Source organism: Pseudomonas sp. NY15354 (assembly GCF_048068075.1).
GTDB lineage: Bacteria > Pseudomonadota > Gammaproteobacteria > Pseudomonadales > Pseudomonadaceae > Aquipseudomonas > Aquipseudomonas guariconensis_C.
Window position 1 is genome coordinate 19,462 of record NZ_JBLUPV010000015.1, and the last position, 19,297, is coordinate 38,758.

17 protein-coding genes are annotated in these 19,297 nt (G+C 64.4%); 10 read left to right on the forward strand and 7 right to left on the reverse strand.

Annotated elements, in window-relative coordinates; translation table 11 throughout:
• Positions 1–29 precede the first annotated feature (29 nt).
• Positions 30–1,460 (reverse strand): PLP-dependent aminotransferase family protein, encoded by a 1,431-nt coding sequence (locus ACNFCH_RS15605; protein ID WP_337157648.1) that lies wholly within the window; start codon positions 1,458–1,460, stop codon positions 30–32.
• Between the two features lie 179 nt (positions 1,461–1,639).
• Between ACNFCH_RS15605 and ACNFCH_RS15610 the strand changes: the two genes are divergently transcribed.
• A complete protein-coding gene (locus ACNFCH_RS15610; RefSeq protein WP_196163350.1) occupies positions 1,640–1,870 on the forward strand; it encodes a DUF1127 domain-containing protein in 231 nt (76 codons plus the stop codon).
• Positions 1,871–2,021: 151 nt separating this feature from the next.
• Here the strand turns inward: ACNFCH_RS15610 and ACNFCH_RS15615 are convergent, their stop codons facing one another.
• A complete protein-coding gene (locus ACNFCH_RS15615) occupies positions 2,022–3,314 on the reverse strand; it encodes an NAD(P)/FAD-dependent oxidoreductase (protein ID WP_416743080.1) in 1,293 nt (430 codons plus the stop codon).
• Between the two features lie 178 nt (positions 3,315–3,492).
• Here ACNFCH_RS15615 and ACNFCH_RS15620 point away from each other — a divergent pair, with 178 nt between their 5' ends.
• Positions 3,493–3,846 (forward strand): YkgJ family cysteine cluster protein, encoded by a 354-nt coding sequence (locus tag ACNFCH_RS15620; protein WP_416743081.1) that lies wholly within the window; start codon positions 3,493–3,495, stop codon positions 3,844–3,846.
• 3 nt (positions 3,847–3,849) lie between these two features.
• Here ACNFCH_RS15620 and ACNFCH_RS15625 read toward each other — a convergent pair whose 3' ends face one another.
• The gene (locus ACNFCH_RS15625; protein ID WP_043213006.1) at positions 3,850–4,338 is read right to left on the reverse strand and encodes an Lrp/AsnC ligand binding domain-containing protein; all 489 of its coding nucleotides are present in this window, start codon (positions 4,336–4,338) and stop codon (positions 3,850–3,852) included.
• Between the two features lie 155 nt (positions 4,339–4,493).
• On the opposite strand from ACNFCH_RS15625, the gene dadA reads away from it, so the two are divergent.
• The 6 genes from dadA to ACNFCH_RS15655 all read left to right on the forward strand — a co-directional run bounded on the left by dadA (position 4,494) and on the right by ACNFCH_RS15655 (position 10,553).
• Positions 4,494–5,795: a D-amino acid dehydrogenase gene (gene dadA, locus ACNFCH_RS15630; protein ID WP_337157645.1), complete on the forward strand. Its 1,302-nt coding sequence runs from the start codon at positions 4,494–4,496 to the stop codon at positions 5,793–5,795.
• The gene (locus tag ACNFCH_RS15635; RefSeq protein ID WP_070093855.1) at positions 5,767–6,120 is read left to right on the forward strand and encodes a RidA family protein; all 354 of its coding nucleotides are present in this window, start codon (positions 5,767–5,769) and stop codon (positions 6,118–6,120) included. Before dadA ends, ACNFCH_RS15635 begins: the two co-directional genes overlap by 29 nt.
• Before the next feature lie 90 nt (positions 6,121–6,210).
• Positions 6,211–7,284, forward strand: coding sequence for an alanine racemase (gene alr / locus ACNFCH_RS15640; RefSeq protein WP_337157644.1), 1,074 nt, complete (start codon positions 6,211–6,213; stop codon positions 7,282–7,284).
• A gap of 110 nt (positions 7,285–7,394) precedes the next feature.
• A complete protein-coding gene (locus tag ACNFCH_RS15645; RefSeq protein ID WP_043213014.1) occupies positions 7,395–7,943 on the forward strand; it encodes a cupin domain-containing protein in 549 nt (182 codons plus the stop codon).
• 154 nt (positions 7,944–8,097) lie between these two features.
• Complete coding sequence (locus ACNFCH_RS15650; RefSeq protein ID WP_196163351.1) at positions 8,098–8,502, forward strand: c-type cytochrome; 405 nt, start codon at positions 8,098–8,100, stop codon at positions 8,500–8,502.
• A 185-nt stretch (positions 8,503–8,687) separates the two neighbouring features.
• Positions 8,688–10,553 (forward strand): acetyl-CoA hydrolase/transferase C-terminal domain-containing protein, encoded by a 1,866-nt coding sequence (locus ACNFCH_RS15655; protein ID WP_416743082.1) that lies wholly within the window; start codon positions 8,688–8,690, stop codon positions 10,551–10,553.
• A 29-nt stretch (positions 10,554–10,582) separates the two neighbouring features.
• Here ACNFCH_RS15655 and xpt read toward each other — a convergent pair whose 3' ends face one another.
• Together xpt and rep are read right to left on the reverse strand one after the other, a co-directional pair.
• Entirely contained in the window at positions 10,583–11,155 is a 573-nt protein-coding gene (xpt, locus tag ACNFCH_RS15660) for a xanthine phosphoribosyltransferase (RefSeq protein WP_070093858.1), read from the reverse strand.
• A gap of 71 nt (positions 11,156–11,226) precedes the next feature.
• Positions 11,227–13,236, reverse strand: a complete 2,010-nt coding sequence (gene rep, locus ACNFCH_RS15665) for a DNA helicase Rep (protein WP_070093859.1) — start codon at positions 13,234–13,236, stop codon at positions 11,227–11,229.
• 252 nt (positions 13,237–13,488) lie between these two features.
• Between rep and ACNFCH_RS15670 the strand changes: the two genes are divergently transcribed.
• Positions 13,489–15,153 (forward strand): putative bifunctional diguanylate cyclase/phosphodiesterase, encoded by a 1,665-nt coding sequence (locus tag ACNFCH_RS15670; protein ID WP_416743083.1) that lies wholly within the window; start codon positions 13,489–13,491, stop codon positions 15,151–15,153.
• Positions 15,154–15,256: 103 nt separating this feature from the next.
• Here the strand turns inward: ACNFCH_RS15670 and ACNFCH_RS15675 are convergent, their stop codons facing one another.
• Positions 15,257–16,645 carry a NorM family multidrug efflux MATE transporter gene (locus ACNFCH_RS15675; RefSeq protein ID WP_416743084.1) on the reverse strand — a complete coding sequence of 463 codons (1,389 nt, stop codon included), beginning with the start codon at positions 16,643–16,645 and terminating at the stop codon, positions 15,257–15,259.
• A 155-nt stretch (positions 16,646–16,800) separates the two neighbouring features.
• On the opposite strand from ACNFCH_RS15675, the gene ACNFCH_RS15680 reads away from it, so the two are divergent.
• Positions 16,801–17,748: a LysR substrate-binding domain-containing protein gene (locus ACNFCH_RS15680; protein ID WP_337157640.1), complete on the forward strand. Its 948-nt coding sequence runs from the start codon at positions 16,801–16,803 to the stop codon at positions 17,746–17,748.
• Positions 17,749–17,862: 114 nt separating this feature from the next.
• Here ACNFCH_RS15680 and ACNFCH_RS15685 read toward each other — a convergent pair whose 3' ends face one another.
• A complete protein-coding gene (locus ACNFCH_RS15685; protein WP_337157639.1) occupies positions 17,863–19,248 on the reverse strand; it encodes a VOC family protein in 1,386 nt (461 codons plus the stop codon).
• Positions 19,249–19,297 lie beyond the last annotated feature (49 nt).

A 19,297-nucleotide genomic window follows, 5' to 3' on the forward strand; every position in this document is an offset into this window, starting at 1 on the left:
TGGTTTGGACCGTGGAGGGCGGCGCAAAGTTACGCCGGGTCTTCGTCCGCTTCCAGTAGACGAAGGGCGGTTTCACCTACTTTGCGTACGGCAGCCTCGATCTGTGGCGTGGGCCGCGCGGCAAAGTTCATGCGCAGGCAATGCCGGTACTTGCCCGACGCCGAGAAGATGCTGCCGACGGCAATCTGCACCCCCTGCTCCAGTAAAGCCCGGTTCAGGCGCAGCGTATCGAAACTTTCCGGCAATTCAACCCACAGCATGAACCCGCCCTGGGGCCGGCTGGCGCGGGTGCCAGGCGGAAAGTATCGCGTCACCCAGTCGCTCATTTGATCGCGGCCACGCTGATACTGGGTGCGCATGCGGCGCACGTGGGGCTGATAGTGGCCTGCCTGGATGAAGTCGGCGATGGCCAGTTGCGGCTGGCTGGCGGTGCTGCCGGTGCTGATGTACTTCATGTGCAGCACCCGTTCCAGGTAGCGTCCGGGCGCGACCCAGCCGACCCGCAGGCCCGGCGCCAGGGTCTTGGAGAAGGAGCTGCACAGCAACACACGGCCGTCTTCGTCGAATGACTTGATGGTCCGCGGTCGCGGGTAGGTGTAGGCCAAGTCGCCGTACACATCGTCCTCGAGAATGGCCACGTCGTAGCGCTGGGCGAGGGTCAGCAACGCCTTCTTGCGCGCCTCGGGCATGATGTAGCCCAGCGGGTTGTTGCAACTGGGGGTGAGCTGGATGAGTTTGATCGGCCACTGTTCCAGTGCCAGCTCCAGGGCCTCAAGGCTGATGCCGGTGAGCGGGTCGGTGGGAATCTCCAGGGCCTTCATGCCCAGGCCCTTGAGGGTCTGCATGGCGCCGTGGAAGCTGGGAGCCTCGACGGCAACGATATCTCCCGGCTCGCACACGGCGCGGATGCTGGTGGACAGCGCCTCGTGGCAGCCGGTGGTCACCACCAGGTCGGCCGGGCCCAGGCGACAGCCGGAGTCGAGCATCAGCCGGGCGATCTGCTCACGCAGGGCCAGGTTGCCGTGAATGTTGTCGTAGTACAGCCCCGGCATGTCCTGGCGCCGGCTGAGCTGGGCCAGGCTTCGCAGCAGGGGCTTGAGGGTCGGGCTGTCGATGTCGGGCATGCCGCGACCCAGTTGCATCACCCCTTTTTGCGGCGTGCTGCGCACCAACTCCAGGACTTGCTCCCACTGCGAGATGTCCACCGGGCGCTGGGCGGTGCGGCTCATGGCGGGCAGGGCAGGCAAGCTGCGGTCCTCGGCGACGAAATAGCCTGACTTGGGCCGTGGCGAGACCAGGCCGTTGTCTTCGAGCAGGCGATAGGCCTGCTGCACGGTGCTCAGGCTGACCCCATGCTCCAGGCTCAAGGCGCGCACCGACGGCAGGCGCTGGCCTGGGCGGTACAGGCCCTGCTCGATGCGGGCGCCGAGCAGTTCGGCGAGGTTCAGATAGAGGGTCACGGCATACTCCTGGGTACTGTCTGTGACATCGACCGGTACAGATGGGCTGAAAATACGTCATTCAGTCGTGTTTCGGCCAATTCTGTATGGGAATAATAAGCCAGTATTGGATCTGTATTGTCGAGGGCGCAAACCCGCATGCTTTCTCCACGGTTCGATCAGAGCAGGAGAGCGCAGTGATGGGCGGCGTGAGCGATGTACGTTTGCAATTGTTGGCCGAGGAACTGGAAGAGGGCCTGCGGCCGAAGGTCTACAACGCCCCGGCCGGGCTGGGACGTTGGGGTTTGATGCTGCACCGCTGGCGCACTCGCCGGGCCTTGTTGCAGTTGGACGATGGCCAGCTGAGGGACATCGGCCTGAGCTGGGAGCAGGCGCGTGAAGAAGGGCGCAAACCCTTCTGGAAAGACTGAATGCGATTGTTGTGGGAGCGTGCGGCGAGTGCAGACCTTGTGGGCGGTTCGGCGCTCCGATTCACCCGCGAACACCGGCAAAGCCGGTGCCATCCACCGCGTTACATGCTTCGCGGGTAAACCCCCACAGATCTGCGCATAGTTCCGGGATTCAGGCCAGTTCCTTGAGCCGATGCCAGAGCATGCCCAGGGCCAGCAGCGGCGAGCGCAGCAGCTTGCCGCCGGGGAAGGTGATGTGCGGGACCTGGGCGAACAGATCGAAGCGCCCGCTCTGTTGGCCGCTGATGGCTTCACCGAGCAGGCGCCCGGCCAGGTGGGTGGCGTTCACGCCGTGGCCTGAGTAGGCCTGGGCGTAATAGACGTTGGGCTGGCTGGCCAGGCGTCCGATCTGCGGCAGGCGGTTGGCACCGATGCCGATCATGCCGCCCCATTGGTAGTCGATGCGCACGTCGGCCAGTTGCGCAAACACCTTGAGCATCTTGGGGCGCATATAGGCGGCGATATCCTTCGGGTCGCGCCCGGAGTAATGGCAGGCTCCGCCGAACAGCAAGCGGTGGTCGGCCGACAGGCGATAGTAGTCCAGCGCGACCCGCTGATCGCAGACGGCCATGTTCTGCGGCAGCAGTTGGCGGGCACGCTCCTCGCCCAGCGGTTCGGTGGCGATGATGTAGCTGCCGGCGGGCAGCACCTTGCCGCCCAGTTCGCGGTTCAGGTCGTTGTGGTAGGCGTTGCAGCACAGCACCAAAGTGTTGGCGCGCACGCGTCCTTTGGCGGTATGGACCTGCACCTGTGGGCCATAGTCGATGCGCGTCACCTCTGACAGCTCGTGCAGCTTCACGCCCAGGCTGGCGGCGACCCGTGCTTCGCCCAGGGCCAGGTTGAGCGGGTGCAGGTGGCCCGAGCCCATGTCGATCAACCCGCCCACATAGCGGTCCGAGCCCACCACATTGTGCATGTCGCAGGCCGGCACCAGGCGCAGTTCGTGGCGATAGCCCAGGCTGCGCAGTTCTTCGGCGTCCTCGGCGAAGCCTTCCAGTTCGCCCGGTTTGTTGGCCAGGTCGCAATAGCCCCAGGTCAGGTCGCAGGCAATGGCATGGCGCTCGACGCGCTCGCGGACAATATCCACCGCTTCCAGGCCCATGAGTTTGAGGCTGCGCACGCCTTGCTCGCCGAGGATGGGCAGGAACTGCTCCAGGCCATGGCCGACGCCGCGAATCAACTGCCCACCGTTGCGCCCGCTGGCGCCCCAGCCAATCCTGCGCGCCTCCAGCAGGATGACCGACAGGCCGCGCTCGGCCAGTTCGATGGCGGTGTTCAGGCCCGAATAGCCGCCGCCGACGATGCAGACGTCCGCGCTGTGGTCGCCTTCGAGGGCCGGGTAGGCGGTGTGCGGCAGGCTGCTGGCGGCGTAGTAGGAGGCGGCGTGCTGCGCGCTGTGGATCATGATTCGGCCCTGGAAAATGGGGGAGGCGGCGAGGATAAGCTGTGCAATCGCGGTGGGGCAACCAGCGAGGGCTAGGCCCTCGTTCGCGGCTGAACCGGCGGCGATTGACGTGCGGGAGCGGGTTCGCCCTTGAACAGGCCTATAATCCCCTCACTATTTCCTTGCGCGCTATCTCGCCATGTCCTGCAACAGCCACAAGATTCATTTTCTACGCGAACTGATCCCCTCCTTTGAGTGCGAGCCGGGCTGTCACGACTGCTGCGGCCCGGTGACCACCTCGGCCGAAGAGATGGCGCGCCTGCCGCGCAAGTCTCGCGCCGAACAGGACGCCGCACTGGAGCGCCTGGACTGCGTGCACCTGGGCCCCCACGGCTGCACGGTCTATCAGGAGCGTCCGATGATTTGCCGACTGTTCGGCACCACGCCGCGCCTGGCCTGCCCGCGTGGGCGCGGGCCGGAGCAGATGATCGAGCCACAGGCCGAGCAATTGGTGCATCAGTTCATTGCCACCACCCGCCAGGTGCTGGTCTGAGCCTTACTCCGGAATCGGCAGGCACAGGCTCTCTTTGACTTCTTCCATCACGATGTAGCTCTTGGACTCGCGCACGTGGGGCAGCTTGAGCAGGATGTCGCCGAGCAGCTTGCGGTAGGAGGCCATCTCCGAGATGCGCGCTTTTACCAGGTAGTCGAAGTCACCGGACACCAGGTGGCATTCCAGCACGTGGGGCAGCTTGAGCACGGCGCGGCGGAACTCCTCGAAGGTGTCGCCGGACTTGTAGTCCAGGCTGATCTCGACGAACACCAACAGGCTGCCCTTGAGGTGCTGCGGATTAAGGCGGGCGTTGTAGCCCATGATGATCCCCTCGCGCTCCAGGCGGCGAACCCGTTCGGTGCAAGGGGTGGTGGAAAGGCCGACCTTTTCGCCCAGTTCGGTGAACGAGATGCGGCCGTCATTCTGCAGGATGCGCAGAATATTGCGGTCGATCTTGTCCAGTTCACGCTTGGTCTGGTGCTGGGTTCTCATAGGGGATGCCCCTCCGTGAAAGGCGATTTTGCCGAGAATTCTCGCCAAATATAGGCTTTTATATAGTGAAATGCACTGCCTATTCCTCCCTATACTGCGCCCAATCCAGCCATTTCAACAAAAGTCTGCGGCTAGCCGCGTGCGAGGGATAAACGATGCGAGTTCTGGTACTTGGTAGCGGTGTGATTGGAACCGCCAGTGCCTACTATCTGGCCCGGCAAGGTTTCGAAGTGACGGTGGTCGACCGCCAGCCGGCAGTGGCCATGGAAACCAGCTTTGCCAACGCCGGCCAGATCTCGCCCGGCTATGCCTCGCCATGGGCTGCCCCAGGTGTGCCGGTCAAGGCCATCAAGTGGCTGCTCGAACGCCACGCCCCGCTGGCCATCAAGCTCACCGGTGACGTCGACCAGTACCTGTGGATGGCGCAGATGCTGCGCAACTGCACCGCCAACCGCTATGCGGTGAACAAAGAACGCATGGTGCGTTTGTCCGAGTACAGCCGCGACTGCCTCGACGAACTGCGCGCCGAAACCGGCATCGCCTACGAGAACCGCTCCCTGGGTACCACCCAGCTGTTCCGCACCCAGGCCCAGGTGGACGCGGCTGCCAAGGACATCGCTGTCCTCGAGCAATCCGGCGTGCCTTACGAGCTGCTCGACCGCGACGGCATCGCCCGCGTCGAACCCGCCCTGGCTGGCGTGAAGAACATCCTGGCCGGCGCCCTGCGTCTGCCGAACGACCAGACCGGCGACTGCCAGCTGTTCACCACCAAGCTCGCCGAAATGGCGGTCAAGCTGGGCGTCGAGTTCCGCTTCGACCAGAACATTCAGCGCCTGGACTTCGCGGGTGACCGCATCAATGGTGTGTGGATCGACGGCAAGCTGGAAACTGCCGACCGTTACGTCCTCGCACTGGGCAGCTATTCGCCGCAGATGCTCAAGCCGCTGGGCATCAAAGCGCCGGTATACCCGCTCAAGGGCTACTCGCTGACCGTGCCGATCACCGATGCGGACATGGCCCCGACCTCGACCATTCTCGACGAAACCTACAAAGTCGCCATCACCCGTTTCGACAACCGCATTCGTGTGGGCGGCATGGCCGAAATCGCAGGCTTCGACCTTTCGCTGAACCCGCGTCGGCGTGAAACCCTGGAGATGATCGTCAACGATCTTTATCCTCGCGGCGGCGACCTGAGCCAGGCCAGCTTCTGGACCGGCCTGCGCCCGGCCACCCCGGACGGCACCCCGATCGTGGGCGCCACCCCGTACCGCAACCTGTTCCTGAACACCGGTCACGGTACCCTGGGTTGGACCATGGCCTGTGGTTCCGGTCGCCTGCTGGCTGACCTGATCGCACGCAAGAAGCCGCAGATCAGCGCCGAAGGCCTCGACATTTCGCGCTATGGCAACAATCAGGAGATTTCCAAGCATGGCAATCCAGCGCCAGCTCACCAATGAGCGCATGAGCCAGATCGTCACCCATAACGGCACCGTCTACCTGGCGGGCCAAGTGGGGGACGACCTGGACGCCGGGATCGAACAGCAGACCCGTGAAGTGCTGGCGAACATCGAGCGCCTGCTGGAGCAGGCCGGCAGCGACAAGACCCGCCTGCTCTCGGTGACCATCTACTTGAAGGACATCGACGCGCACTTCCTGGGCATGAATGCGGTGTGGGACCAGTGGCTGCCTCAGGGCGTCGCCCCGGCCCGTGCCACGGTCGAGGCCAAGCTGTGCGAGCCGGAGATCCTCGTCGAGATGTCGGTGGTCGCCGCACTGCCGTAAACCGTTCCCTCACCCTGGTGCGGCGGGCACTACCCCACGCCCGTCGCGCCAGGGACTTATTCATAACCAGACTGCCAGAAGGCTGCCGCCATGCGTCCCGCCCGTGCCCTGATCGACCTTCAAGCCCTTCGCCACAACTACCGCCTGGCCCGTGAACTGTCCGGTGCCAAGGCCCTCGCCGTGATCAAGGCCGATGCCTACGGCCATGGTGCGGTGCGGTGCGCCCTGGCCCTGGAAACCGAAGCCGATGGTTTTGCCGTGGCCTGCATCGAGGAAGCGCTGGAGCTGCGCGCCGCTGGCATCAAAGCCCCGGTGCTGTTGCTCGAAGGCTTCTTCGAGGCCAGCGAGCTGGCGTTGATCGCCGAGCAGGACCTGTGGTGCGTGGTGCAGTCGCTGTGGCAGCTCGAGGCGATCGAGAAGACGCCGGTGCACAAGCCGCTGACGGTCTGGCTGAAGATGGACACCGGCATGCACCGGGTCGGTCTGCACCCAAAGGATTACCAGGAGAGCTATCAGCGTCTGCTGGCCAGCGGCAAGGTGGCGCGCATCGTACTGATGAGCCACTTCGCCCGTGCCGATGAGCTGGATGTGGACGCCACCGCGCAACAGGTCGCAGTGTTCGAGGCCGCCCGCCAGGGCCTGACCGCCGAATGCAGCCTGCGTAACTCGCCTGCGGTGCTGGGCTGGCCGCAGGTGCCGAGCGACTGGGTGCGCCCAGGCATCATGCTGTACGGCGCTACCCCGTTCGAAGTGTCCCAGCCTCAGGCCGAGCGCCTGCAGCCGGTGATGACCCTGCAATCGCGGGTGATCAGCGTGCGTGAACTGCCGGCCGGTGAGCCGGTGGGCTACGGCGCCAAGTTCATCACCCCGCGTCCGACCCGCGTCGGTGTGGTCGCCATGGGCTACGCCGACGGTTACCCCCGCCAGGCACCGACCGGTACGCCGGTGATGGTCGCTGGCAAGCGCACTCAACTGATCGGTCGGGTATCGATGGATATGCTTTGCATCGATTTGACCGACGTGCCTGAGGCCACCATCGGCAGCCCGGTGGAGTTGTGGGGCAAGCAGGTGCTGGCCAGCGACGTGGCCGCCCAGGCTGGGATGATCCCTTACCAGATCTTCTGCAACCTCAAGCGCGTGCCGCTGGACTATATCGGCGAATGAGGCGCTGAAGCGGACAGGCTGCGGGGCGAAGTGTTGTAAATACTGAACGGCGTTGCCATCATATCGTTCACACTTCGCTCCCACCTCGACCGTTTCAGGAGGCTCCAGCTTTGGACGTCGGTGAACGACTGCAAGCCATCCGCAAGCTCAAGGGCCTGTCCCAGCGTGAACTCGCCAAACGCGCGGGCGTCACCAACAGCACCATCTCGATGATCGAGAAGAACAGCGTGAGCCCATCGATCAGCTCCCTGCGCAAGGTGCTCAGCGGCATCCCCATGTCCATGGTCGAGTTCTTCTCCGTGGAGCTGGCGCCTGAAAGTCCCACCCAGGTCGTCTACAAGGCCCACGAACTGATCGACATCTCCGACGGCGCAGTGACCATGAAGCTGGTGGGCAAGTCGCACCCCAACCGGGCCATCGCCTTCCTCAACGAGGTGTACCCGCCAGGGGCCGATACGGGCGAAGAAATGCTCACCCACGATGGCGAAGAGACCGGCATTTTGCTCGAAGGCCGGCTGGAGCTGGTGGTCGGCACCGAGACCTTCATCCTCGAGGCCGGCGACAGCTACTACTTCGAAAGCACCCGTCCGCACCGCTTTCGCAACCCTTTCGAAGAGCCTGCCCGGCTGATCAGCGCGGCGACACCCTCGAACTTTTGATCCAGCGCAGTGCATTGTTTCGGCAATACCCCTTTCCCTTGTGGGGTCGTTCCACGGTTTCGGGGTTCCCGCTATACTTTCAAACGCTCGCAGATCCGTGGCCGCGGGCGTGATTAGCCACCATGAGGGTGTTCGCGTGAACCAAATCAAGAAGATGCTGGCCGTACCAGCAGCCGTATTCGCCCTTTGGGCAATGAGCGCAACCGCTGCGACCAACGATGAACTCGCCAAGCGCCTCGAGCCGGTTGGCCAGGTGTGTGTCCAGGGCCAGGAGTGCAAGGGCATGGAAGTGGCGGCCACCGCAGGTGGCGGTGGAGCCAAGACCCCCGATGAAGTCATCGCCAAGCATTGCAACGCCTGCCATGGCAGCGGCCTGCTCGGCGCGCCTAAGATTGGCGATACCGCCGCCTGGAAAGAACGTGCGGACCACCAGGGTGGTCTGGACGGCATCCTGGCCAAGGCCATCACTGGCCTGAACGCCATGCCACCGAAAGGCACCTGCGCCGATTGCTCGGACGAAGAGCTCAAGGGTGCCATCAAGAAGATGTCGGGGCTGTAACCCTAGCCTGACTCCCCAAGCCCGCCTCCCATGGCGGGCTTTGTGTTTGATGGCCAAGGTATGTGGTGGCCGTTTCGCGGGTACAGCGGTGCTAGTGAAAATACCGCTATACCGGATTCACCCGCGAAGAAGTCTCTGAGTAATAACGGTCCAACCCCTGCGCACGGACGTTTACAGGAGGCCCCATGACTCAACGCTGTTCCCTCGACCAGGCGGTAGAGCAGGTCTTGGCTCATCTACCCCGCCACATTCACATGGGCTTGCCCCTGGGTCTGGGTAAACCCAATGCATTCGTCAACGCGTTGTATGCCCGGGTGCGCCAGCTCCCCGAGCGCCAGCTGACGATCTACACCGCCCTGAGCCTCGGTCGTCCGCCACTGGGTGACGGTTTGCAGCGCCGTTTTCTGGAGCCCTTCGTCGAGCGCGTCTTCGGCGATTACGAAGAGCTCGACTACCTCGCCGACCTGCGCAACGATAGCCTGCCTGCGAACATCCGCGTCGAGCAGTTCTTCCTGCAGCCGGGCAGCCTGCTGCACAGCCAGAGCGCCCAGCAGGACTATGTCAGCAGCAACTACACCCATGCCGCCCGGGATATCAACGCCAAAGGCCTGAACCTGATCGCCCAGCTGGTGGCCGCTACGCCCGAGCGCCCCGATCACCTGAGCCTGGCCTGCAATCCGGACATCACCCTCGATCTGTTGCCGATGATCGCCCGTCGTCGGGCCGCCGGTGAGACCATCCTGCTGCTCGGCCAGGTGCACACTGAGCTGCCCTACATGCCGGCGGGGGCCGAACTTGGCCGGGAGGCCTTCGACCTGCTGATCGACGAGCCGGAGCGGCGCCGGTTGTTCTGTACCCCGAACATGCCGGTCACCACCCAGGATCACTGCATCGGGCTGTACGCCAGTGCCCTGGTGCGCGACGGCGGTACCTTGCAGATCGGCATCGGCGCGATGGGCGATGCGCTGACTGCGGCCTTGCTGGCGCGCCAAGGCGACAACGCCGGCTACCGGGCGCTGCTCGACGCCTTGGACCTCACACCTTGGCAGGCGCTGGTCGAGCGCGAGGGCGGGTGCGATGCCTTCGCCCAGGGCCTGTATGGCTGCAGTGAGATGTTCGTCAACGGCTTGCTGGTCTTGGTCGAGGCGGGGGTGGTGCGGCGCCCGGCCGATGAGCAGGGCGCCCTGGTGCACGGCGGTTTCTTCCTGGGGCCCCAGGCGTTCTACCAGCGCCTGCGGGAGATGACGCTCGAGCAGCGCAGTCGTTTTGTCATGACGGCCATCAGCTACATCAACGAACTGTATGGCCAGGAGTCGCTCAAGCGCCGCCAACGCCGTGATGCTCGCTTCATCAACACGGCCTTCGGCATGACCCTGCTCGGCGCAGGCGTGGCCGACCAGCTTGAAGATGGTCGAGTGCTCAGTGGTGTGGGCGGGCAATACAACTTTGTCGCCCAGGCCCATGCCCTGGAGGGTGGGCGTTCTATCCTGCTCCTGCGCAGTTGGCGAGAAGCAGGGGGTGATGTCACCTCCAACCTGTTCTGGAACTACGGTCACTGCACCATTCCCCGGCACCTGCGCGACATCGTGATAACCGAATACGGTATCGCCGACCTGCGCGGACAGACCGACAGCGAGGTAATCGCCAGGCTGCTGGCGATCAGCGATTCACGCTTTCAGCCGCAGCTGATGGAGCAGGCCAAGGCGGCGGGCAAGCTGCCCAAGGAGTTCGTGCTCGACGCGCGTTTCACCGACAACACGCCCGAGCGTCTGGAGACGATACGCGAGCGGCATTCGCGGCTGTTTCTCGAGTATCCGCTGGGTTGCGACTTCACGGCAGAGGAAAGGGAGTTACTGCGGGCGCTCAACTGGCTCAAGAGTAAGTTCAAGCTGAGCGAGGTGCTGGAGCTGGGCAAGGCGGCGCTGGATGCGCCCACGCCCGAGGCTTATCCGGCGCAACTGGCGCGAATGGGGCTGGCGCAGCCGCAGGGGCTGAAGGAGGAGCTGTACCAGCGGCTGCTGCTGGCGGGATTGGCAGCCACCCGGAGGTAGCAGGGGCCGCAAGGCGGCCCCTGGGGGCATCAATCGATGAACGTGACCACGCCGCCTTCGAGCGACTTGACCCGAGCCAGCGACTCGACGCGATAGCCTTGGCTGTCCAGCTCGGCGCGCCCGCCCTGGAACGACTTTTCGATCACGATGCCCAGACCTGCGACGGTAGCGCCGGCCTGCTTGATGATCGAGATCAGCGCCTGGGAAGCCTTGCCGTTGGCCAGGAAGTCATCGATCACCAGCACGCGGTCGCTGCTGTTCAGATGACGCGGCGAGATGGCCACGGTGTTCTCGGTCTGCTTGGTGAAGGAGTACACCGAGGCGGTCAGCAGGTTCTCGGTCAGGGTCAGCGACTGGTGCTTGCGGGCGAAGATCACCGGCACGCCCAGCTTCAGGCCGGTCATCACCGCCGGGGCAATCCCTGAGGCTTCGATGGTGACGATCTTGGTCACGCCGGAGTCGGCGAACAGACGGGCGAATTCGTCACCGATCAGCTGCATCAGCGCCGGGTCGATCTGGTGGTTGAGAAACGCGTCGACTTTGAGAACCTGATCGGAAAGCACGATGCCTTCTTCGCGAATCTTCTGCTGCAGTGCTTCCACTGTGGTATTCCTCGATGTAGCAAAGGTGGCCACGGACCAGGCCGCGGCAAAGGTTGAATAATAAGGGTTGATCAGCGTCTGAGCATGGCCCGGATGTCGGCCAGTGCGTTGTTGCCGCGCGCAGCCTTCACTTCGACAGGCGCATCGTCCAGGCCCTCCCAGGCCAGGTCGTCCGGCGGCAGTTCGTCCAGGAACCGGCTGGGGGTGCAGTCGATGATTTCGCCATACTGCTTGCGCTTGGCGGCGAAGGTGAAGGCCAGGGTCTGGCGGGCACGGGTGATGCCCACGTAGGCCAGGCGCCGCTCTTCCTCGATGGTGTCGGCCTCGATGCTGGAGCGGTGCGGGAGGATTTCCTCCTCCATCCCCATGATGAACACGTAAGGGAATTCCAGACCCTTGGAGGCGTGCAGGGTCATCATCTGCACGCCCTCGGCGTTTTCTTCCTCTTCCTGCTGGCGCTCGAGCATGTCGCGCAGCACTAGCTTGCCGATGGCGTCCTCGATGGTCATGTCGCCCTCTTCGTCCTTCTCGAGGGTGTTCTTCAAGGCATCGATCAGGAACCAGACGTTGCTGATGCGGAACTCCGCCGCCTTGTCGCTGGCCGTGTTCTGGCGGATCCAGTTCTCGTAGTCGATGTCGCGGACCATGTCATGCAGGGCCGCGATCGGGTCTTCCAGGGCCACGCGCTGGCGCACGCCGTCGAGCCAGTGCTTGAAGCGCTGCAGGCGCTCGGTGTAGCGGGCATCCAAGTGCTCGCCCAGGCCCAGCTCCTCGCTGGCGGCGTACATCGATACGCCACGCTCGGTGGCGTAGTTGCCGAGTTTTTCCAGGGTGGTCGAGCCGATTTCCCGGCGCGGCACGTTGATCACGCGCAGGTAGGCGTTGTCGTCGTCAGGGTTGACCAACAGGCGCAGGTAGGCCATGAGGTCCTTGACCTCCTGGCGCCCGAAGAAGCTGTTACCGCCGGAGAGGCGGTACGGCACCTGGTGGTGCTGGAGCTTGAGCTCGATCAGCTTGGCCTGGTAGTTGCCCCGGTAGAGGATGGCGAAGTCGCTGTAGGGCCGGTTGGTGCGCAGGTGCAGCGTGAGGATCTCCATGGCCACGCGCTCGGCCTCGGCTTCCTCGTTCTTGCAGCGGATCACGCGGATCTCGTCACCGTGGCCCATTTCGCTCCACAGCTGCTTTTCGAAGGCATGCGGGTTGTTGGCGATCAGCACGTTGGCGCAGCGCAGGATGCGGCTGGTGGAGCGGTAGTTCTGCTCCAGCATCACCACCTTCAGGGAGGGGTAGTCCTCCTTGAGCAGCATGAGGTTTTCAGGGCGGGCGCCGCGCCAGGCATAGATCGACTGGTCATCGTCGCCCACCACGGTGAACTGGTTGCGCATGCCGATCAGCATCTTCACCAGCAGGTACTGGCTGGCGTTGGTGTCCTGGTATTCGTCCACCAGCAGGTAGCGCACGCGGTTCTGCCAGCGTTCGAGCACATCTTTGTGCTCTTCGAACAGCTTCACCGGCAGTAGGATCAAGTCGTCGAAGTCCACCGCGTTGAACGCCTTGAGCGTGCGCTGGTAGTGGGTGTAGACGATCGCGGCGGTCTGTTCGCGGGGGTTGCGTGCCTTTTCCAGGGCCTCGGCGGGCAGGATCAGGTCGTTCTTCCAGGCACCGATCATGTTCTTGATCTCGTCGATGCCGTCGTCGCCGGAGTATTCCTTTTGCATGATGTCCGACAGCAACGCCTTGATGTCGGTCTCGTCGAAGATCGAGAAGCCAGGCTTGTAGCCCAGGCGCTCATGCTCCTTGCGGATGATGTTCAGGCCCAGGTTGTGGAAGGTACACACGGTCAGGCCACGGCCTTCACCTGCACGCAGCAGGGTGCCGACCCGCTCTTTCATCTCGCGCGCGGCCTTGTTGGTGAAGGTCATGGCCACGATGTACTGCGCACGGATGCCGCAGTTCTGAATGAGGTGGGCGATCTTGCGCGTGATCACGCTGGTCTTGCCGGAGCCTGCACCGGCGAGCACCAATAGAGGGCCGCCGACGTAGTCACAGGCTTCCTGTTGCCGGGGATTGAGTCGGGACATGCTAGAAACCGGGGGTCACCAGAAAATAGCCGCGCATTCTAGCAGGCATGGGGCGGTTGTGGCGTTACCGTCTGACAGTGTGATGCAAGGCGCGAATCGGATTTGCCGCTTTTGTTACTTTCGCGCAGGATGCACGACAAAATGCGTCGGGATACTGGCTATGGAGTGGCACTTTAAGTGAAAATTATTTTCATTCGCGAGGGTTGGATGCTCCGCGCCCGTCGTTCTACTGTTCAAGCCTAAGGAGCTCGCTTGTCCACGCCTGTCGAACCGTTGCGTTTGCTGCTGTTGGCCGATGAGCCGGAATGGGCCACCCTGCTGCGCGAATGCCTGCAGCCAATGGCCGGGAGCGCGGTATTGCTGACCGCACCGAACTGGGAGTCGGTGGACAGCCTGTTCGTCAATGACCGCCAAGCCGTCGTCCTGGCAAGGCCGGCGTTGCAACCGGCGCCGGGCCGTTGCGACCTGCCGACCATCCTGCTGCTCGATGAAGAGCCCGACACGCCGCCCACCGCGGTCAGCGACTGGCTGGTGCGCGAGCAGTTGAGTGGCGACGCGCTGCGCCGCTCCCTGCGCCATGTGCGCGAGCGGGGCGTGCTGGTGGCCACCTTGCAGCGCCTGGCCGAGCAGGACCCGTTGACCGGCATCGCCAACCGCCAGGGCTTCCAGGCATTGCTGACCGCACGCCTGGCGGAAAACGAAGGCCGAGGCGTCGCGCTGGGTCATCTGGACCTGGACAACTTCCGCCACGTCAACGATGCCCTCGGCCACCAGGGCGGCGATCGCCTCATCCTGCAGGTGGTGGCGCGGCTGAAGCAGCAACTGGAGGCCGGGGACCAGTTGGCCCGGTTGGGCAGCGATGAATTCGCCCTGCTGATCGACACCCGCCGTGATGCCAACCGCGCCGAATGGATGGCCGAACGCATCGTCGAGGCCCTGGCCGAGCCCTATTGGGTCGATGGCGAGAGCCTGTTGCTCGGCGCCAGCCTGGGGGTCGCCCACGCCCGTGCCCAGGCAGGCGCCGATCCACTGATGTGGCATGCCCACATCGCCATGCGCCAGGCCAAGGGCAGCCAGGGCTGCACCTTCCATGTGTTCAACGAGCGGATCAACCGCAATGCCCGCAGCCTCGCCGACCTGGAAAGCGAGCTGCGCCGGGCCCTGCGCCGCGACGAGCTGGAGTTGCACTACCAGCCCCGGCTGAGCTTGGGCGATGGCCGCATCGTCGGTCTCGAGGCGCTGGTGCGTTGGCGTCACGCCGAACGTGGCCTGTTGCCGCCCAGCGAGTTCGTGCCCCTGGCCGAGCAGAGTGGCTTGATCGTGCCCTTGGGCTACTGGGTGATCTCCCGTGCTCTGCGCGACATGCAGGCATTGCGTGAGCGGGGGCTCGAGCCCTTGCACATGGCGGTCAACCTGAGCTTCCGCCAGTTCCAGGACAGCCAGTTGCTGGCCACGCTCAGCCGTTTGATCATCGAGCACGGTGTCGATGCCCGCTGGCTGGAGTTCGAGCTCACCGAGACTGCTGTGATGCGGCGCAATGAGCTGGTCCGCCAGACGATGGACGCCTTGGGGCGCCTGGGCGTGCGCTTTTCCCTGGATGACTTCGGCACGGGCTTTTCGTCGTTCGTGCACCTGAACAGCCTGCCGATCACCTTGCTCAAGGTGGATCGCAGCTTCGTCGGTGGCATGGAGCTGCGCGAAGAGAACCGCAAGCTGGTGCACGCCATGATCAACCTGGCGCACAACCTCAATCTGGAGGTGGTGGCCGAAGGGGTGGAGACCGAGGCGCAAATGGCGCTGCTGCGCGGCTTTGGCTGTGACCAGGTGCAGGGCTACCTGGTGAGCAAGCCGTTGCCGGTCGATGAGTTGATGGACTACCTGCAGCAGGCGGCCAAGCCGCAGTTAGTGAGCCTGTAGTCGCCACCGAGTCGTCATCTTCGCGGGTAACCCGCACACAAGGAACACCGCTACCCTGTGGGAGCGGGTTCACCCGCGAAAGGCCGCAACGCGGCCCCGCACATCAAACCGACACCACCACCCCATCGGCCTTGCGCGCCTTGCCCAGCATCCGCTTGGTCCGCCATTCGAAACCAATGGTCAGTGCAACCGCCGCACAGGCCAGGCCCAAGGCCAGCCCCCACCACACACCCACCGCGCCACCGCCGAGGGTGAAGGTGAACAGCCAGGCGCTGGGCGCCCCCACCAGCCAATAGCAGCACAGGCCGATGAGGAAGGTGGTCTTGGCGTCTTTCAGCCCGCGGATCGAGCCCATGGCGATGGTCTGCATGCCATCGAACAGCTCGAACCAGGCCGCCACCATCAACAGGCTCACCGCCAGCTGGAAGATCGCCGCGAAGGCCGGGTCGTCGCGGTCGATGAACAAGGCCACCAGTGTGTCGGGCAGCAGCCAGAACAACGCCGCGAAAGCGAACATGATCATCGCCCCGAAGCCGATGCCCACTCGTCCGGCGCTGCGCGCGGCCAACAGGTTGCCGCCGCCGTAATACAGCCCCACGCGCATGGTCACTGCGTAGGAAAGGCCCGTCGGGACCATGAACGCGGTGGAGACGATCTGCAGGGCGATCTGGTGTGCCGCCAGCTCGGTGCTGCCCAGCACCCCCATGCACAGGGCGGCGAAGGCAAACAGGCCGACCTCCACCATGTAGGTGCCGCCGATTGGCAGGCCCAGGCGCCACAGCTCGCGCAGCGCGGGCAGGGATGGGCGCGACAGGCCCTTGCGCAGCGGGTAGTCGGCATAGGCCTTGTGCCAGCGGATGTACAGGGCCAGCGCGATGGCCATGCCCATCGACACCACCGCCGTGACCAGGCCGATGCCCATCAGGCCCAGCTTGGGCAGGCCGAACATGCCCTCGATCAGCGCGTGGTTGAACACATAGTTGAGCACCGTGCCCACCAGGCTGATGACCATCACCGGCGTCGAGCGGCCCAGAGCACTGGTGAAGCCACGCAGGGCCATGAAGGTCAGGTAGCCGGGCAGGGCCAGCGGCAGCAGGGTGAGGAACTCCATCGCCGAGGCGACGTTCTCCGGTTGCTGGCCAAACAGCAGCAGGGCAGGCTCCAGGTTCCACAGCACCAGCGCCGCCACCAGCGCCAGGCCCCAGGCCAGCCACAGACCGTTCTGCGCCAGACGGGTCGCGCCGGGAACATCGCCTGCGCCCTGGCGGATGGCGACCAGCGTACCGACCGCGGCGATGACGCCCAGGCAGAAGATCGACACGAAGGAATAGCTGGCCGCCCCCAACCCGCCCCCGGCCAGGGCCTGGGGGCTGATGCGCGCCATCATCAGCGTGTCGGTCAGCACCATCAGCATGTGCGCCAACTGCGAGGCGATCAGCGGGCCGGCCAGGCGCAGCAGAGCCTTGAGTTCGGTGGTGGGCGCGACGTGCATTGGGATGTCCTTCTTCCTGATTCTATTGAGCGAGCCGTCGATTCTGAGGCTTCGGTCAAGTTTGCACAAAAGGATAAATGCGATCGTTGGCATGAGTTGAAGTCATGTATATAGGTGTCCACGATTTCATTTTCGCCCCGCAGGGCAGGTGCCAGATGTCTCGTCAGCTTCCTCCGCTCTATGCGCTACGCGCATTCGAAGCCGCCGCTCGGCTGAGCTCGTTCACCCGCGCCGGTGAAGAGCTGTCCATCACCCAGAGCGCGGTCAGCCGGCACATCCGTACCCTGGAGGATCACTTCGCCTGCCGCCTGTTCGTGCGCAACGGTCGCAGCCTGCAACTGACCGAGGCGGCGCGGGTGCTGTTGCCCGGCGTGCGTGAAGGCTTCAGCGCCCTGGAGCGGGCCTGCGACACGCTGCGCGGCGAAGACGACATCCTGCGCATGAAGGCGCCATCGACATTGACCATGCGCTGGCTGCTGTCGCGCCTGAGCCAGTTCCGCCACTTGCAGCCGGGCAACGAAGTGCAACTGACCAGCGCCTGGATGGACGTGGACCATGTGGACTTCAACCAAGAGCCGTTCGACTGCGCGGTGTTGCTCAGCGATGGGGTTTTCCCGGCGGACTGGGAAGTGCGGCGGCTGTTCGCCGAGTTGCTGATCCCGGTAGGCGCGCCGGGCCTGCTCGAGGAAGGCCCATGGGACGAGCGGCGTCTGGCGGGCATCGAGTTGTTGCACCCGACGCCCGACAAGCGCGATTGGCGCGCCTGGCTGGAGCGCATGGGGCTGTCCGACAAGGTCTCGCTCAAGGGCGGGCAGGTGTTCGATACCCTGGAGCTGGGCATGATCGCCGCTGCCCGTGGCTATGGCATCTCAATGGGGGATCTTTTGATGGTGGCCGAGGATGTCGCCCAGGGGCGCCTGAGCCTGCCGTGGCCGACGGCGGTGCCCAGTGGCATGGATTACTACCTGGTATGGCCCCGGACGCGGCCGGGTGGGGAGCGCTTGCGGCGCTTGAGCCAGTTCTTGCAGGAGGAGGCGGCTGCGATGAACCTGCCGGATGTGCGCATTCTCGAAGCACCCGCGGCGGCTCCATTTTCGCCGTAGCGCCGGATAGCGTCTGGGGTTGCTTCGCAGCCCTTTCGCGGCACAAGGCCGCTCCTACAGAAGCGCTGTGCGTGTCTGCAGGAGCGGCCTTGTGCCGCGAAAGACAGCCTCAGATCACTTGAAGTCCAGGTTCAGCGCCTGGGCACAGGCCTGTAGCGAACGCTGTTCGCTCTGGGCATACAACGCCAGTTCATCCTGCACCTTCATTTGCAGTGCCGCTTCGAAGGCGTCGCGGTTGGCGTTGCTGCCGTACTCGGCCTGGGCATCGTCGCCCAGGTTGGACTGGAAGATCCCGGCGGCGCTGACCGGCAGGAAGTCTTCGTACACCAGCGCCTCGAAATGCACGTGGCCGGCATCGATCAGGCCTTGCAAGGTGGTCGGACGGTCTTGCTGGTCGCGGGCGGCCAGGCCCTTTTCGGTAGCGAAATAGCGGAAGTACGCCAGCCCTTGCTCGCGCATTTGCGCCAGATCATCCGGGAACTCGGCGAACTGCGCCTTGAGCAGCGCCCTGTAGCGCTCGGCGTTGGCTTCGGCCGGCGCGCCGCCCAGGGCCTCGCGGGTGGCGTCGAGCAGGCGGTCATAGAGCTGGCGACCCTTAGGGGTCAGTGCCGCACCGCGTTGTTCGATCTCGCCGAAACGCGCGGTATGGCTGCCTTGCGCATCACTGAAGGCGACCTTTTCCTGCAGGGCCTTGAAGCTGGTCTGGCGCAACAGAATCGGGTGGCGGCGGGTGGGCGGGCCTTCGACCACGGCCTTGGGCGGAATCCCTTTGGCCGGCATGCCTACCTGGATGGCGTCGATGTCCAGGGTACGAGGGGTCAGGTGGTTGATGTGCGGGCCCTTGAAGGCCACCACGTCGGCGATCAGGCGGTGCTGGTCGTGCAACTGCTGGTACTGCTCGGCCGTGACGGTGGCGTCCTGGTGCCAGCGGAAGGTGTGCAGCGCCTCCTGCACGAAGGTCTCGGCGTCGCTGGCGCTCAGGCCTCCGTCGCGCTCGCATTGGGCGATCAGCTCCAGCACACGCGGGGTGAAGATCTTGCGCTTGGCCAGGATGCCTTGGGCCAGCTCGCGCAACTGCGGGTTGTCGATCAGCTCCAGGCGCAACAACGAGGTGAACACACGGAACGGGCTGATGTGCAGGGACTGTTCGTGCACGGCACGGAACGCGGTGGAATGCACAGGCACCCCGGCGCTGCTCAGGTCGTAGTAGCCGACCGGCTCCATGCCCATGACCGCGAACAGGCGGGCGATAGTGGCCAGCTCCTCGGCGGTGCCGACGCGGATGGCGCCGTGGCGCTCCTGGTCGAGGCGCTCGATTTCACCGGTCCAGCGCAGGGCCTCGGCGACCTTGGGTTGCTGGGTCATGACCTGCTGGTTGATTTCGCTCACCAGCTCCAGCAGCGTGCCGTACAGGGGCACTTCCTGTTTGTACATGAGGGACATGGCGGCAGAGAACTGCGCGCGGATGCTGTCGGGGCTGACGAAATCGTGGGCGGGCATCGCTAGCTTCCTGAGGGTGAGTGAGTACCCTTACATGAAAGCTGGGAAT

Coding starts and splice junctions, on each gene's coding strand:
- ACNFCH_RS15610 (WP_196163350.1), top strand. CDS start 1,640: ATGGGCGGCGTGAGCGATGTACGTTTGCAATTGTTGGCCGAGGAACTG.
- ACNFCH_RS15615 (WP_416743080.1), bottom strand. CDS start 3,314: ATGATCCACAGCGCGCAGCACGCCGCCTCCTACTACGCCGCCAGCAGC.
- ACNFCH_RS15620 (WP_416743081.1), top strand. CDS start 3,493: ATGTCCTGCAACAGCCACAAGATTCATTTTCTACGCGAACTGATCCCC.
- ACNFCH_RS15625 (WP_043213006.1), bottom strand. CDS start 4,338: ATGAGAACCCAGCACCAGACCAAGCGTGAACTGGACAAGATCGACCGC.
- dadA (WP_337157645.1), top strand. CDS start 4,494: ATGCGAGTTCTGGTACTTGGTAGCGGTGTGATTGGAACCGCCAGTGCC.
- ACNFCH_RS15635 (WP_070093855.1), top strand. CDS start 5,767: ATGGCAATCCAGCGCCAGCTCACCAATGAGCGCATGAGCCAGATCGTC.
- alr (WP_337157644.1), top strand. CDS start 6,211: ATGCGTCCCGCCCGTGCCCTGATCGACCTTCAAGCCCTTCGCCACAAC.
- ACNFCH_RS15650 (WP_196163351.1), top strand. CDS start 8,098: ATGCTGGCCGTACCAGCAGCCGTATTCGCCCTTTGGGCAATGAGCGCA.
- ACNFCH_RS15655 (WP_416743082.1), top strand. CDS start 8,688: ATGACTCAACGCTGTTCCCTCGACCAGGCGGTAGAGCAGGTCTTGGCT.
- rep (WP_070093859.1), bottom strand. CDS start 13,236: ATGTCCCGACTCAATCCCCGGCAACAGGAAGCCTGTGACTACGTCGGC.
- ACNFCH_RS15675 (WP_416743084.1), bottom strand. CDS start 16,645: ATGCACGTCGCGCCCACCACCGAACTCAAGGCTCTGCTGCGCCTGGCC.
- ACNFCH_RS15680 (WP_337157640.1), top strand. CDS start 16,801: ATGTCTCGTCAGCTTCCTCCGCTCTATGCGCTACGCGCATTCGAAGCC.
- ACNFCH_RS15685 (WP_337157639.1), bottom strand. CDS start 19,248: ATGCCCGCCCACGATTTCGTCAGCCCCGACAGCATCCGCGCGCAGTTC.